Annotated in this window: 11 protein-coding genes and 1 pseudogene; 3 read left to right on the top strand and 9 right to left on the bottom strand. The window is 61.5% G+C overall.

Annotated elements, in window-relative coordinates; all coding sequences use genetic code 11:
• Positions 1–21 precede the first annotated feature (21 nt).
• The 7 genes from AC1DV9_RS07010 to AC1DV9_RS06980 all read right to left on the bottom strand — a co-directional run bounded on the left by AC1DV9_RS07010 (position 22) and on the right by AC1DV9_RS06980 (position 6,956).
• Complete coding sequence (locus AC1DV9_RS07010; protein WP_477946894.1) at positions 22–1,860, bottom strand: ABC transporter ATP-binding protein; 1,839 nt, start codon at positions 1,858–1,860, stop codon at positions 22–24.
• A gap of 310 nt (positions 1,861–2,170) precedes the next feature.
• Positions 2,171–2,494: a type II toxin-antitoxin system PemK/MazF family toxin gene (locus tag AC1DV9_RS07005; protein WP_112387359.1), complete on the bottom strand. Its 324-nt coding sequence runs from the start codon at positions 2,492–2,494 to the stop codon at positions 2,171–2,173.
• Complete coding sequence (locus tag AC1DV9_RS07000) at positions 2,491–2,712, bottom strand: antitoxin MazE family protein (RefSeq protein ID WP_477942937.1); 222 nt, start codon at positions 2,710–2,712, stop codon at positions 2,491–2,493. The genes AC1DV9_RS07005 and AC1DV9_RS07000 overlap by 4 nt, the downstream gene beginning before the upstream one ends.
• A gap of 68 nt (positions 2,713–2,780) precedes the next feature.
• Positions 2,781–4,409 (bottom strand): CTP synthase, encoded by a 1,629-nt coding sequence (locus tag AC1DV9_RS06995; RefSeq protein ID WP_477946893.1) that lies wholly within the window; start codon positions 4,407–4,409, stop codon positions 2,781–2,783.
• 141 nt (positions 4,410–4,550) lie between these two features.
• Positions 4,551–5,075 (bottom strand): preprotein translocase subunit SecG, encoded by a 525-nt coding sequence (secG, locus tag AC1DV9_RS06990; RefSeq protein ID WP_477942941.1) that lies wholly within the window; start codon positions 5,073–5,075, stop codon positions 4,551–4,553.
• A 90-nt stretch (positions 5,076–5,165) separates the two neighbouring features.
• A complete protein-coding gene (gene tpiA / locus AC1DV9_RS06985; RefSeq protein ID WP_477946891.1) occupies positions 5,166–5,936 on the bottom strand; it encodes a triose-phosphate isomerase in 771 nt (256 codons plus the stop codon).
• A gap of 135 nt (positions 5,937–6,071) precedes the next feature.
• Positions 6,072–6,956 (bottom strand): alpha/beta hydrolase, encoded by an 885-nt coding sequence (locus AC1DV9_RS06980; RefSeq protein WP_477946889.1) that lies wholly within the window; start codon positions 6,954–6,956, stop codon positions 6,072–6,074.
• Positions 6,957–7,171: 215 nt separating this feature from the next.
• Between AC1DV9_RS06980 and parE the strand changes: the two genes are divergently transcribed.
• Both parE and AC1DV9_RS06970 read left to right on the top strand, forming a co-directional pair.
• Complete coding sequence (gene parE / locus AC1DV9_RS06975) at positions 7,172–9,244, top strand: DNA topoisomerase IV subunit B (protein WP_112387353.1); 2,073 nt, start codon at positions 7,172–7,174, stop codon at positions 9,242–9,244.
• A 298-nt stretch (positions 9,245–9,542) separates the two neighbouring features.
• Positions 9,543–10,739 (top strand): AI-2E family transporter, encoded by a 1,197-nt coding sequence (locus tag AC1DV9_RS06970; RefSeq protein ID WP_477946888.1) that lies wholly within the window; start codon positions 9,543–9,545, stop codon positions 10,737–10,739.
• Here the strand turns inward: AC1DV9_RS06970 and AC1DV9_RS06965 are convergent.
• Positions 10,740–11,198, bottom strand: a pseudogene (locus AC1DV9_RS06965) (GNAT family N-acetyltransferase).
• Between the two features lie 112 nt (positions 11,199–11,310).
• Between AC1DV9_RS06965 and AC1DV9_RS06960 the strand changes: the two are divergent.
• Entirely contained in the window at positions 11,311–11,724 is a 414-nt protein-coding gene (locus AC1DV9_RS06960) for a hypothetical protein (protein ID WP_477946886.1), read from the top strand.
• On the opposite strand, the gene AC1DV9_RS06955 is transcribed toward AC1DV9_RS06960, so the two are convergent.
• Entirely contained in the window at positions 11,721–12,860 is a 1,140-nt protein-coding gene (locus AC1DV9_RS06955; RefSeq protein WP_477946885.1) for a DUF2336 domain-containing protein, read from the bottom strand. The genes AC1DV9_RS06960 and AC1DV9_RS06955 overlap by 4 nt on opposite strands.
• Positions 12,861–12,932: the final 72 nt, after the last annotated feature.

Raw genomic sequence — 12,932 nt, 5'->3', positions numbered from 1 at the left:
TATGACGCCGGGCCACTTTTCTCAATTGCCTGAATCGAGCCCCAGGAAGCCGCCGGACTGACGCGACCAGAGGCGCGCATAGATGCCGTCCTGTCTCAGCAGCTCCTCGTGGCGGCCTTCCTCGACGATCCGCCCCTGATCCAGCACAACGATCCGGTCCATCCGGGCGATGGTCGAGAGCCGGTGGGCGATGGCGATCACTGTCTTGCCCTCCATGAAGCCGTAGAGCGTATCCTGGATGGCCGCTTCCACTTCCGAATCGAGCGCCGATGTCGCCTCGTCAAGGATCAGGATCGGCGCGTTCTTCAGGATCGCCCGCGCCAGCGCGATGCGCTGACGCTGCCCGCCGGAGAGCTTGACGCCGCGTTCGCCCACATGCGCGTCATAGCCGGCACGGCCTTGCTGATCGCGCAGGCCCGGGATGAAGCTGTCGGCATGCGCCTTGGCTGCCGCCGCCTCGATCATCGCCTGCGGCAGGTCCTCGCGGCCGTAGGCGATGTTATCGCGCACCGAGCGGTGCAACAGCGCCGCATTCTGCGCCACCATGCTGAAGCGGTTACGTAGGCTTTCCTGCGTAACGGTGCGGATATCCTGACCGTCGACGCAAATCAGCCCGCTCTCGGCTTCGAAAAAGCGCAGCGCCAGATTGACCAGCGTCGATTTCCCCGCGCCTGACCGGCCGACCAGCCCGACCTTCTCTCCCGCCTCGACCTTGAGCGTGACACGCTCCAGGCCACCCTGCCCCTTGCCGTAATGATGGCTGACATTGTTGAAGCTGAGCGTCCCGCCGTTCAGCCGGAGTTCACCCGCATCAGGCGCATCAGGGATATCGACCGCTTGTGCGATGAGCCGCAGCTGATCGCGTGCGGCACCCATATGGTTGAACAGCGAGGCAACGGCATCCAGCAGCCATTCGGCCATGGCGGTGATCCGTAAGCCGAGGGCCAGTGCGGCAGCGACCATGCCGAGCGGCGCATTGCCGTTTTGCCAGAGCATTATGGAATAGCCGATCAGGCTGACCATCAGCAGGCTGCTCAGAAACACCATGCTGCTGTTGACCGTCACCTCGAGCTTTTGCGAGGCGATGAAGGCCCGGCGGGCGGCATCCAGATTTTGCCTGCTGTCGCGGTCCTCGTCCCGCTGGCGAGAGAAGAGCTTGATCGTGTCCATGTTGGAAAACGTATCCACCAGCAGGCCGGACAAGGCCGAGTCCGCCTCCTGGAAACGCTCCGAGGCCAGCCGGATACGCGGAATGACATAGGCCATCAGCGCGAAATAGAGCCCCACCCACACCAGCATCGGAATGATAAGCCTGATATCGACGGACGCCATCAGCCAGATCGACCCGGCGATATAGATCGCCACGTAGAAGATGGTGTGGAGGAAGCAATAGGCTGCACCGGTAGCGCTGTTGCCGATCTCCTGGACGCGTGCAGCGATGCGCCCCGAGAAATCGTTCTGGAACCAGCCGACCGATTGGCGCTGGACATGACGAAGTGCCCGCCAGCGGATCATTGCCACGGCATTCGGCTTGAAGACGATGTCGTCAAGCCCTTCGCAAAACAGTGCGGCAACCGGACGGATGACCAGCAAAAGGAAAGCGGCAAACAGCAACTCGCCGCCGTGACGCGCCCAGAGTTCGTCGGGACGGATCGCCGCCAGTATATCGACCAGCCGGGCAGAATAGCCGATCAGCCAGACTTCGAGGATCGCGCCGACGGCGGTCAGCGCCAGACTGGCGGCGGCGACGTGGCGGAGCGGTTTCAGTGTATTGAAGATGAATGGCCAAACCCTATCGGGCGGCGTCTCTTCGGCATAGGTTTGGAAAGGATCGGTCAGCTTTTCGAAGCGACGAAACATGAAGGCCCTCCATGGGCAGGAAATGTCGTTTGATGGTGGACCGAACATGCCAGCCCGAACGGCACGGCTTGTTCAGCTGTGGTTTTCGGTGCCGTTGGTTTTCATCAAACAATCTCCCCATGAGACGCTTCGCGCCGGTCAAACCGGCGGATGGCGCAGTCTCTACCATCTTTGGCTGCGTCTGTGAAGACCGGAACGCTCTCAGCACGAATTCTGGAACACGCTTCGAACATAGCTAGCAAGTTGCTGCTGCGACTACCGGCAGACGGACGAAGCTTCCTTGGGAGAGATTTGGGCCAAACAGGAGAGCTCAAGCTATGCCGAGAAACAGTGCTAGTGAGCGCGTGATCGATATCATCCTCTCCTCGCTCAGCCGCCCGAAGCTTCGGCCGATACGGTTGCGCCGGACGGTCATGGTCTTGTCGATCATGACTTGCGATGATTTCCGCAGCCCGTTCGTCTCGTCCGGATGGACGGTCACGCGCAGCAAGGAAGCATCGACAAGGGTTCCGGAAATCAGCAGCAGCGTCACGCTGTCCGTTGTGTCGAAGTTGTCGGCCTGGATAATCAGCGCGGGGCGAGGCTTTCCGAAGTCTCCGGCGAGCGCGACGGTCACGAGATCGCCGCGGTTCATTCTTCGGTCAGGTCCATGTCGGCGAGCGCAGCATCCATGAAGCCGTGGAGATCGGGATCACCAACATCCGCTTGTGCGACGACTGCCGACTGACGGCGGCACTCTTCGGCAAAGCCCGGCAAGCGTGCGTCAGGAACCCATATCTGAACGGGGCGCAGACCCGCGGCCCTGAGGCTATCGCGGCGCTTTTTCACGCGTGCACTGACGTTCGAAGGCATTGCCGTCTCCTGTTACATGTAACATGGAGACGGCAGCTTGTTCTGTCAAGTTTTCAGGCTGTGTCCGCCTAGACCAGGCGGCTCTGCTCGGTTGCCGCTTCGATGAAGCTGGCGAAGAGCGGATGCGGGTCGAGCGGGCGCGACTTCAGTTCGGGGTGGTACTGAACACCAATGAACCACGGATGGTCAGGGTATTCGACCGTTTCCGGCAGCACGCCGTCAGGCGACATGCCGGAGAAGACCAAGCCGCAATTTTCCAGGCGGTCCTTGTAGTCGACATTGACTTCGTAGCGGTGGCGGTGGCGCTCGGAAATATCGGTCGAGCCATAGATGTCGGCAATCTTGGTGCCCTTCTTCAGGGCTGCCTTGTAAGCGCCGAGACGCATGGTGCCGCCGAGATCGCCGGCCGCATTGCGCTTCTGCAGCTCGTTGCCCTTGACCCATTCGGTCATCAGGCCGACCACCGGCTCTTCGGTCTTGCCGAACTCGGTCGACGAGGCCCTCTCGATGCCTGCCAGATGACGGGCAGCTTCTACGACTGCCATCTGCATGCCGAAGCAGATACCGAAATAGGGAACGTTGCGTTCGCGGGCGAACTGCGCCGCCTTGATCTTGCCTTCCGAACCGCGCTCGCCGAAGCCGCCTGGCACCAGAATGCCGTGGACCTTCTCGAGATAGGGAGCCGGGTCTTCCTTTTCGAAGATCTCCGACTCGATCCATTCAAGGTTGACCTTGACGCGGTTGGCGATACCGCCGTGATGCAGCGCCTCGATCAGCGACTTGTAGGCATCCTTGAGGCCGGTGTACTTGCCGACGATCGCGATCGTCACTTCGCCTTCCGGCGTGCGGATACGGTTGCAGACCTCATCCCAGGCGTCGAGGCGCGGCTTCGGTGCCGGTTCGATGCCGAAGGCGGCCAGCACCTCGTTGTCGAGGCCTTCCTTGTGATAGGCGATCGGCACGTCGTAGATGTTGGCAACGTCGAGTGCCTGGATAACGGCAGACGGGCGGACGTTGCAGAACAGCGAGAGCTTGCGGCGCTCTGCTTCCGGAATTTCGCGGTCGGCGCGCACCAGGAGGATATCGGGATGAATACCGAGCGCCTGCAGTTCCTTGACGGAATGCTGCGTCGGCTTGGTCTTCAGCTCTCCGGCGGCCGGAATATACGGCATCAGCGTCAGGTGAACGTAGATCGCGGTGCCGCGCGGCAGATCGTTGCCGAGCTGGCGGATCGCTTCCATGAACGGCATCGCCTCGATGTCGCCGACAGTGCCGCCGATTTCGCAGATGACGAAATCGTAGTCGTCATTGCCCTCGATGACGAAATCCTTGATCTCGTTCGTCACGTGCGGAATGACCTGGACGGTGGCGCCGAGGTAATCGCCGCGGCGTTCCTTGTCGATGATGTTCTTGTAGATGCGGCCGGTGGTGATATTGTCGGTCTTGGTCGCCGAACGCCCCGTGAAGCGCTCGTAGTGGCCGAGATCGAGATCGGTTTCCGCGCCGTCGTCGGTGACGAAGACTTCGCCGTGCTGGGTCGGGCTCATGGTGCCCGGGTCCACGTTCAGATAGGGGTCGAGCTTGCGAAGCCGCACCCGATATCCACGGGCCTGCAGCAACGCTCCGAGAGCCGCGGCCGCAATTCCTTTACCGAGAGAGGAAACCACGCCGCCAGTGATGAATACGTATCGCGCCATGGGAGTCACCGGATACCTTTTCAAAAACGATTCCACCAGCCCAAAAATTCTTTTCCAGAACTTTTGGTGCCAGCGTGAAATCTGAACAAAAGAAAACCGGCAGACCCTTGGGCCTGCCGGCGGTTTATTTCGCTGACCGGTTTATTGTCCGGTCGGTACGCCGCCCGGCTGGGCCGGGGTGGCGGGAGTAGCAGGTGCTGCGGCCGGCGCGCTGGCGGCGGGAGCCGTCGCGGCAGGTGCCGGAGCCGTTGCAGCAGGCGCGGATGCAGCCGGGGCCGGAGCCGCGGGTGCTGCAGGAGCCGGAGCGGCAGCGCCGCCATTCGGAACGCCGTTGCTGGCAGGCTGATTGGCCGGAGGCTTGGCCGCGCCGCCACCCAGCGAATCGAGAATGCCGTTGCCGGCGCCGCTCGTTGCCGGAATGCGGTTCAGGATATCCGTCGGATTGCCCTGGTAACGCGTCAGGATGCCGAGGCCGAGCGACGTGATGAAGAACAGCGTCGCCAGGATCGCGGTCGTGCGGGTCAGCGCATTGGCCGTGCCGCGCGCCGACATGAAGCCGGAACCGCCGCCGATGCCGAGGCCGCCGCCTTCCGAACGCTGGATAAGCACGACGCCGACAAGCGCCAGCACGATCATGAGGTGGATGACAATCAATACGGTCTGCATGGGTCCAGTCCTGCCCGCAAGGCGGGCATCCAATAAAATCTGGCGCTCTTTACATGAGGCAATCGCCTATTCCAAGCCCTTAGCTCAGATTTAGGCAGTGAGTTCCGTGTATGCGCCGTAGATGGCGAGGAAATCCGCCGCTTTCAAGCTCGCGCCGCCAATCAGTGCACCATCGACATTGGCGACACCCATCAACTCCTTGGCGTTGGAAGGCTTGACCGACCCGCCATAGAGGATGCGAACCTTCTTGCCCTCGGCGCCGAAACGGGCCGTCAGCTCGCTGCGCATGAAGGCATGCGCCTTCTCGACGTCATCGACGGTCGGCGTCAGACCGGTGCCGATTGCCCAGACGGGCTCATAGGCGATCACGGTGTTTTCGGCCGTCGCGGTGTCAGGCACCGAGGCGGAAAGCTGACGCTTGATGATATCGAGCGTCTGGCCGGCCTTGCGCTCGTCGGCGGTCTCGCCGATGCAAGTGATGGCGGTCAGGTCGGCAGCGAATGCAGCCTCGGCCTTGGCGCGCACCAGATGATCGGTCTCGGCATGGTCGGTTCGGCGCTCGGAGTGACCAACGATCACATAGGTGCCGAAGCAATCGGCAATCATTTCCGCCGAGATGTCACCGGTATGGGCGCCGGACGGTTTCTGATGGCAATCCTGCGCGCCGATCGCCAGCGGGCTGTCGGTGCAGAGCGCCGTCGCCACGTAGAGCAGCGTGGCCGGAGGGCAGATCAGCGCTTCGACCTTCGAGGAGAGCGGGCCTTTGACACCTTCCGAGATCGCCTTGATCTGGTCGAGGGAGTCGCGGGTACCGTTCATTTTCCAGTTCCCCGCCACGAGCGGACGCACGTCAGGTGTCATGCCAAGCCTTCCACATTTTTCCGGTATTCTGCGGCCTTAGCAAAAGCAGCAGCGAATGAAAAGCTTTCCGCCCCTTACGTAAGGGAAAAAGACGGTTTAGCGCTCAAAATGCTTAAAATAGTCTCGGCAGACGGCCTAGGAAGCAAGAATCCAGTTCAGCACCTTGCGCCAGTCGATCATCCGGATCGGCGTTCCGTGATTGCCGGTGTCGAAGAGCGTGAAGCGCGTCGGGTACTTGGACTTGTAGAGCGCTTCGAACAGCCCCTGCTGATCGGTCGCGGCATAGACAGGATCGCGGCTGCCATGGGCGAAGTACATCGGCAGCTTGGCCTTGTAGAAGGCGCTCTTGGCAAAATCCGGATCGGTGACGCCGCTCATGATCAGCATGCCCTTCAGCCGCTCGACGCTCGCCGCATCCCGCGTCACGCCCCAGCAGATCTGGCTGCCCATCGAGGCGCAGGTCAGAATGACAGGTCTGCCGCCAGACTTCTCGCTGGCATAGCGGATCAGCTCGACGATGTTGGCAACGCCGTCGCTGTCGAAGGTCTTGACGGTCGGCGAGTAATAGACGCCGCCATTGCCGGCCACGAGGTTCTTCACCCGGTTGAAATTGCCGCCGAAGGTGAAATCGTTGGCACCGAGCCGGCGCGTCCCGTCGCGCCCATGAATGAAGATCACCGTAAAGGCCGCATTTTCCGCCGGTCCCACCCTGGTGACATCGATCCGGTGCCCATCGAGCGAGAGCGTTTCTTCCTGTTGCAGCTTGCGAATGCCGAGCGAGACATATTTCTGCTGGACGCGCTGTTCCGGGATCTGGTCGCGCCCGTTGATGTCGCGCATCTCGTCATAGCTGATCGTTTCAAAGGCGCCGTTATCGGAAGTCTGGAGCACGGTCTGGGCCGAAAACAGCTCGTCCTTGTACGGCGGCAAGACGTCGGCTGCGGAGGCCTTCAGCCCGCCGGACAGCAAAAAGGCCGCAATTGCGGTGACAATCATGCAATGACTTGTGGACATTTTCATGCGAGCGCTTTCCTCAGAGATAAGTCCGCTTGCCATTCCGCGCCCGGCAACGCAAACCAATTCTAGAGAATTCCGCCAAATCGGGCGGCGTCGCGTAACGAGGCGATTTCTGGCAAAATCTGCCTGATTCGCAAACATGACATCAAATGCGGTGATTTTGGGTCGAGCCCATGCGGACGGGCTGCCCAAACAGGATTGAAGATCTGAACGATTCCATGGATGACAGCAACGACCTCTTCGCCGGAATGCCCCTCGCGCCCAAGCAGGAGGAGCCAGCAAAGCCGGCTGCGCCTGCCGAAAAGCCCGTCGTGGCAGCACCCGCCGCTTCCGCCCGCCCCGGCCCCGCATCATCCACCTCGGATGATTACGGCGCCTCGTCGATCCGCGTTCTCGAAGGCCTTGAGCCGGTGCGCATGCGTCCCGGCATGTATATCGGCGGCACCGACGAGAAGGCATTGCACCACCTGTTTGCCGAAGTCATCGATAACTCGATGGACGAAGCCGTTGCCGGTCACGCCAATTTCATTGAGGTCCATCTCGATATCCAGGGCTATCTGACGGTCAGCGACAACGGCCGTGGTATCCCGGTCGAGAACCATCCGCAGGTTCCCGGCAAATCGACGCTCGAAGTGATCATGACCAAGCTGCATGCCGGCGGTAAGTTCGACGGCAAGGCCTATGAAACGTCGGGCGGTCTGCACGGCGTCGGCGTCTCGGTCGTCAACGCACTGTCCGACGATCTGGAAGTCGAGGTCGCCCGCAATCGCAAGCTCTACCGCCAGCGTTTTTCGCGCGGGCTGCCGCAGGGTGGTCTCGAGGAGCTTGGCGACGTTCATAACCGTCGCGGCACTCGCGTCCGCTTCCATCCGGATCCGCAGATCTTCGGCGATCATGCCAAGTTCGACGCCGGCCGGGTTTTCCGGATGGCGCGGTCGAAAGCCTATCTCTTCGGCGGCGTCGAAATCCGCTGGAGCTGCGATGACGGCATCTTGCCTGAGGGTTCCGATGTCCCGAACAAGGCGGTCTTCCACTTCCCCGGCGGCCTGAAGGACTATCTTCAGGCAACGATGGGCAAGGACTTTACCGTCACCCGCGAGATCTTCGCCGGCAAGACCGAGAAGGCCAGCGGCCACGGCTCGATGGAATGGGCGATCACCTGGTATGGCGGCGATCCCCAGCTTCATTCCTATTGCAACACCATTCCGACGCCAGAAGGCGGTACGCACGAGGCCGGGCTGCGCATTGCTCTGACCAAGGGTCTGAAGGCCTATGGCGAGCTGACGCAGAACAAGCGCGCCGCACAGATCACCACCGACGATGTGATGATCTCTGCAGTCGGCATGCTGTCGATCTTCATCCGCGAGCCTGAGTTCGTCGGCCAGACGAAGGACAAGCTCGCCACCGTCGAGGCCCAGCGCATCGTCGAAAACGCTCTGCGCGACCCCTTTGACCATTACCTCGCCGACAATCCCAACGAGACAGCCAAGCTGCTCGATTGGGTGATCGAACGCGCTGAAGAGCGCCTTCGCCGCCGCAAGGAAAAGGAAGTCAACCGCAAGACCGCTGTGCGCAAGCTGCGCCTGCCCGGCAAGCTTGCCGATTGCTCGCAGAACACCGCTGCCGGCGCCGAGCTCTTCATCGTCGAAGGTGACTCGGCAGGTGGCTCCGCCAAGCAGGCGCGCAACCGATCGAATCAGGCGATCCTGCCGCTGCGCGGCAAGATCCTCAACGTCGCCAGCGCCGGGCGCGAAAAGCTCGGTGCCAACCAGCAGCTTTCGGACCTCGTGCAGGCGCTCGGCTGCGGCACGCGCTCGAAGTATCGCGAGGAAGACCTCCGTTACGAACGCATCATCGTCATGACCGATGCCGATGTCGACGGCGCGCATATTGCTTCGCTGCTCATCACCTTCTTCTATCAGGAAATGCCGGAGCTCGTGCGTGGCGGTCACCTCTTCCTTGCCGTTCCGCCACTCTACAAGCTGACGCAGGGTGCGAAATCGGCCTATGCGCGCGACGACAGACACCGCGCGGAGCTGATGGAGAAGGAATTCAAGGGCAAGTCGAAGGTGGAAATCAGCCGGTTCAAAGGTCTCGGCGAAATGCTGCCCGCCCAGCTCAAGGAAACCACCATGGACCCGAGCAAGCGCACATTGCTGCGCGTGCTGATCGATGAGATCGATTTCGAGGGTACGCGGACGGCGGTCGATGACCTCATGGGTACCAAGCCGGAAGCCCGCTTCCGCTTTATCCAGGATCGTGCGGCTTTCGCAGAAAACCTCGATATCTAAGAGGCAGTCGCCAAGAGAGTTTTGAAACAGCGCGGCGGATTTGTTCCGTCGCGCTGTTTTCGTTTGGCGTTCTGCCATCCTTTGCGATTTCTCGTTGAGCGGCGCGCATCAATCTTTTCGCTGACGGTCAACACTCTGGCAGGAAATTGCCGTCACACTGGCTTCAGCACAAAGCGCTATGCCAACCGAGGCATGGTCCTTGGCGCTGCCGGAGCAACTGGCATTTCCTGGCCGAAATGCTTGCGTCCGGTGGCACGATGGCCCATATCCGTGGTTGAGAAGAAAAGCAGGGAACGACGTGAGCCTCTCGAATAAAAACAAACTGCCAGGCGAGCCGCGGTGGCTTGGTCCCTCCGCACATGCCCGCACGCCTCTCATTCCCTCGATTTCAGCTGCCCGCTGGCTTCTGATCCTGATTGTCGCCGCTGGCGTCTATTTCTTCTACGGCTTCGTCGTCCCGGTCCTGGCAGCCCTCGTCATCGGCTTTGCCAGCTGGCCGCTCTATCGCAAGCTGCTCTCCCGCGTCGGCGGCAACACCACCATCGCCGCGACCATCGCCATCATCCTGATCATCACCTTCCTGGTCATTCCGATCGTCTTTGCCATCACCTATACGACGGGCGAAGTCCGCGAATGGGTCGCCTGGGCGATCCGCGCCAACCGCATGGGCGCCCCCACCCCGCAATGGATCCTCGCTCTGCCCTTTGCCGGTCCCTATATCGATGAACTCTGGACGAAATATATCGGCACGCCGGGTTCGATGGGCGAAGTCATCCAGGCCGTCAGCGGTGCCAATATCGGCAATATCTACCGTGCGGTTCTGGCAGCCGGCGGCGCATCGTTCCATCTGCTGTTGACGCTGCTCTTCATGCTGATCGCGCTGTTCTTCGTCTATCGCGACGGCTCGTCCTTCTCCAAGCAGATCGACATGCTCGGTGAGCGCATCCTGCCGAACCGCTGGGAGCGGATCTCCCGCGTGGTTCCGGCAACCATCAGCTCGACCGTGATGGGCATGACGCTGATCGCCATCGGCGAAGGTATCGTGCTCGGCATCGCCTATTGGATCGCCGGCGTGCCCTCACCCGTGACGCTCGGCGTGTTGACCGGCATCATGGCGCTGATCCCCGGTGGCGCGCCGCTCTCCTTCACGCTGGTATCGATCTATCTGGTCGCCAGCGGCTCGCATGTCGCCGGCGCCGGGCTCTTCATCTGGGGCAGCGTCGAACTCTTCATCGTCGACAAGACACTGAGGCCGAAACTGGTCGGCGGCCCGATCAAGCTTCCCTTCCTGCCGACTTTCTTCGGTCTGGTCGGCGGCGTGAAGACCATGGGCTTCCTCGGCCTGTTCATTGGCCCGGTGCTGATGGCCCTGCTGGTCGCCATCTGGCGCGAATGGATGCACGAGGTCCGCACTTCGGATCAGAACGGCACCGGCCCCGAAATCATCATCGACGAACAGGCGCCGCCATCGCAGCGCGCGGCAGCCGAGGGCTGATCAGCCGAGCCGCTTTTCCATGAATAGGCTGAGCGGATCAGGAAGATAGGAGCCGAAAGGCTCGATCTCAACATAGCAGTACTTGCGGTAAAGGCCGATCGCCTCGGGCTGATGAATACCGGTTTCGAGGCGGATCGCCTTCAGTCCGCTCTTCGTTGCCTGCTCCTCGAGCTTATCCATCAGCCGGCTCGCTGCTTTGAGGCCGCGCGCCTAGGGATCGACGAACATCCGCTTGATCTCCGCCGTGCCATCGCCCGCTTCGACATGAGCGGCGCAGCCGACGGCCACACCGTCATTACGCGCAACGAAGAAGCTCACCGAATGCTGTTCCAGCGTCGAGAGATCGACCAGATGGTTGCTCTCGGCCGGATAGAGCGAAGCCGCATAGGCATCCGACATGTCGAGCAGGCGTATGATTTCAGGCTGGCGCGGCGTTTCGAGAGTGACGGTCACTAACATGGCTTCTGTTTTCCCGGTCGGCTTGCATGAAGAGATGGTAATGTAACCGCCTTTATTCCGTTGGAATTGCGACGTCTAAGATCATGAGTTTCAATAGCCAGGGATCCCGGATATGCAAGCCGTTCTCATCGCCATGACCATCTTCGGGTGCAACGATTCCGTCACCCAATGCAATTACGTGGCGACGGTGGACAAGCATTGGCAGACAGTGGCGATGTGCGATGCCGAGTCGGAAAAGCAGCTGAAGGGTTTTACCAACGCCAAGTATCCGACGGTGATCGCGGTCTGCGAGGAACCGAAGCCCGTAACCGCTCCCGAGACAGCAAAGCTTGAAGCGCAGGCAACAGCAACGGCTCCAGCCGTCGAACAACCGCAGCCAACAGGTCTACGCGCCTATGCCGTGCGGGTTGCCGAGCGCGTCCGCGCCGGGCTGCCAACAGGCGACGACATCAAGCAGACGCTCATCAAGCCGGTGCATTTCGTTTCAAACGGATATTCCTGGGTCGCCCAGCGCTTTAGCCACTAGGCTGCGACAAGCGCCGCCTGCGAGGCATAGGCGCGAGCCGACTGGCGCTGCTCAGCGATGTGCAGCTTCTCGACCATGTCGAGCAGTTCCTTGACCGCGTCATGTGTGCCGTGATGGCGGAAGCGTTCAAGCAGCCGCCCGCAGATCGTCGAAAGCATCGTTGCCGAAGCCTTGCGCGAAGCTTCGCGCCACAGCAGCGTCGCCTCGACGAAGATCGTGCTGATTTCACGCGTCAAACCGGCTGTCTCGTACAGCGCGCGAACCGCATGCATGCGGCCGGTCGCGAGAATCGAGCGGACCCGCTTTTCGCTGCAGCCGGTCAGGTTGACGACGGCGCCTGCGAAGAAATCGACCTTTCCCGAGCACAGCGCATGCAGCAGGAAGGATGGCGTCAGATGGCCGTGGACGCGCAGATGCTCGACGAGGTCGTCGATCTCGCGCGGCTGAATTTCGCCGGCGATCGAGACCACGGCAGACTGCGTCGCCTCGCGGCTGATCCGTTGCAGACGGTTGAAGCCGATGGCGGCCTGGATGAGCGGCAGCGCCACCAGCGCATCGCTGACATGCTGCGTCAGAAGCTGGCGGGCATCGGCCGGCAGGCTCTCGCGATCGAGCAGCAGATTGCGGATATCGCAGCAGTCGCCGAGCCTTTCGGCGATACGCTTCAGCGAATGCGGTGCAATCGAGGCGCCCTCGTTTTCAAGCAGGCAGAGCACGTCCTCCTCGCCGCCGATCTCGGCAAGCGCCGCAGAGACGGCGCGCGACAAGCTGCTGCGCGCTGCGATCAGCATCCGCGTGACCTCGCTGCCTCGTCCGGCGAGATCCACGAGATCGGCGTCGGTCAGCAGCGGCGAGCAGGTAACGGCATGGCAGGCAATTTCCGGCTGGTCCTCGGCCAAGGCCAGGATCAGCGAGCGCGGCGCTTCTTCGGACCAGGCGATGGCTTCCGCGAGAGCGAGGCGGACTTTAGGCGACGGATCGTCGAGCAGGAAGGTCATCGCCATCTCGGCGGCCTTGCGCTCTTCGGGCTGCATCTCGGATTGCAGATAGGCCCGGCCAAGAGCGCTGGCCGCGCGTGCCCGGTCTCCGGACTTGGCAGTTTCGACCCAGCGAAGGAATGCCTCTACAATCACCATTACGCCCCAACCTGCGGAACGTGATTCCTTCACGCTCCTCTTGTTCTGAGAACGCTACCGGCAAATGGTTTA

The organism is Rhizobium sp. 01L410 (genome assembly GCF_056400165.1).
The sequence above is the reverse complement of the archived record's forward strand: the minus strand, read 5'-3'. Positions and strand labels throughout refer to the sequence as shown.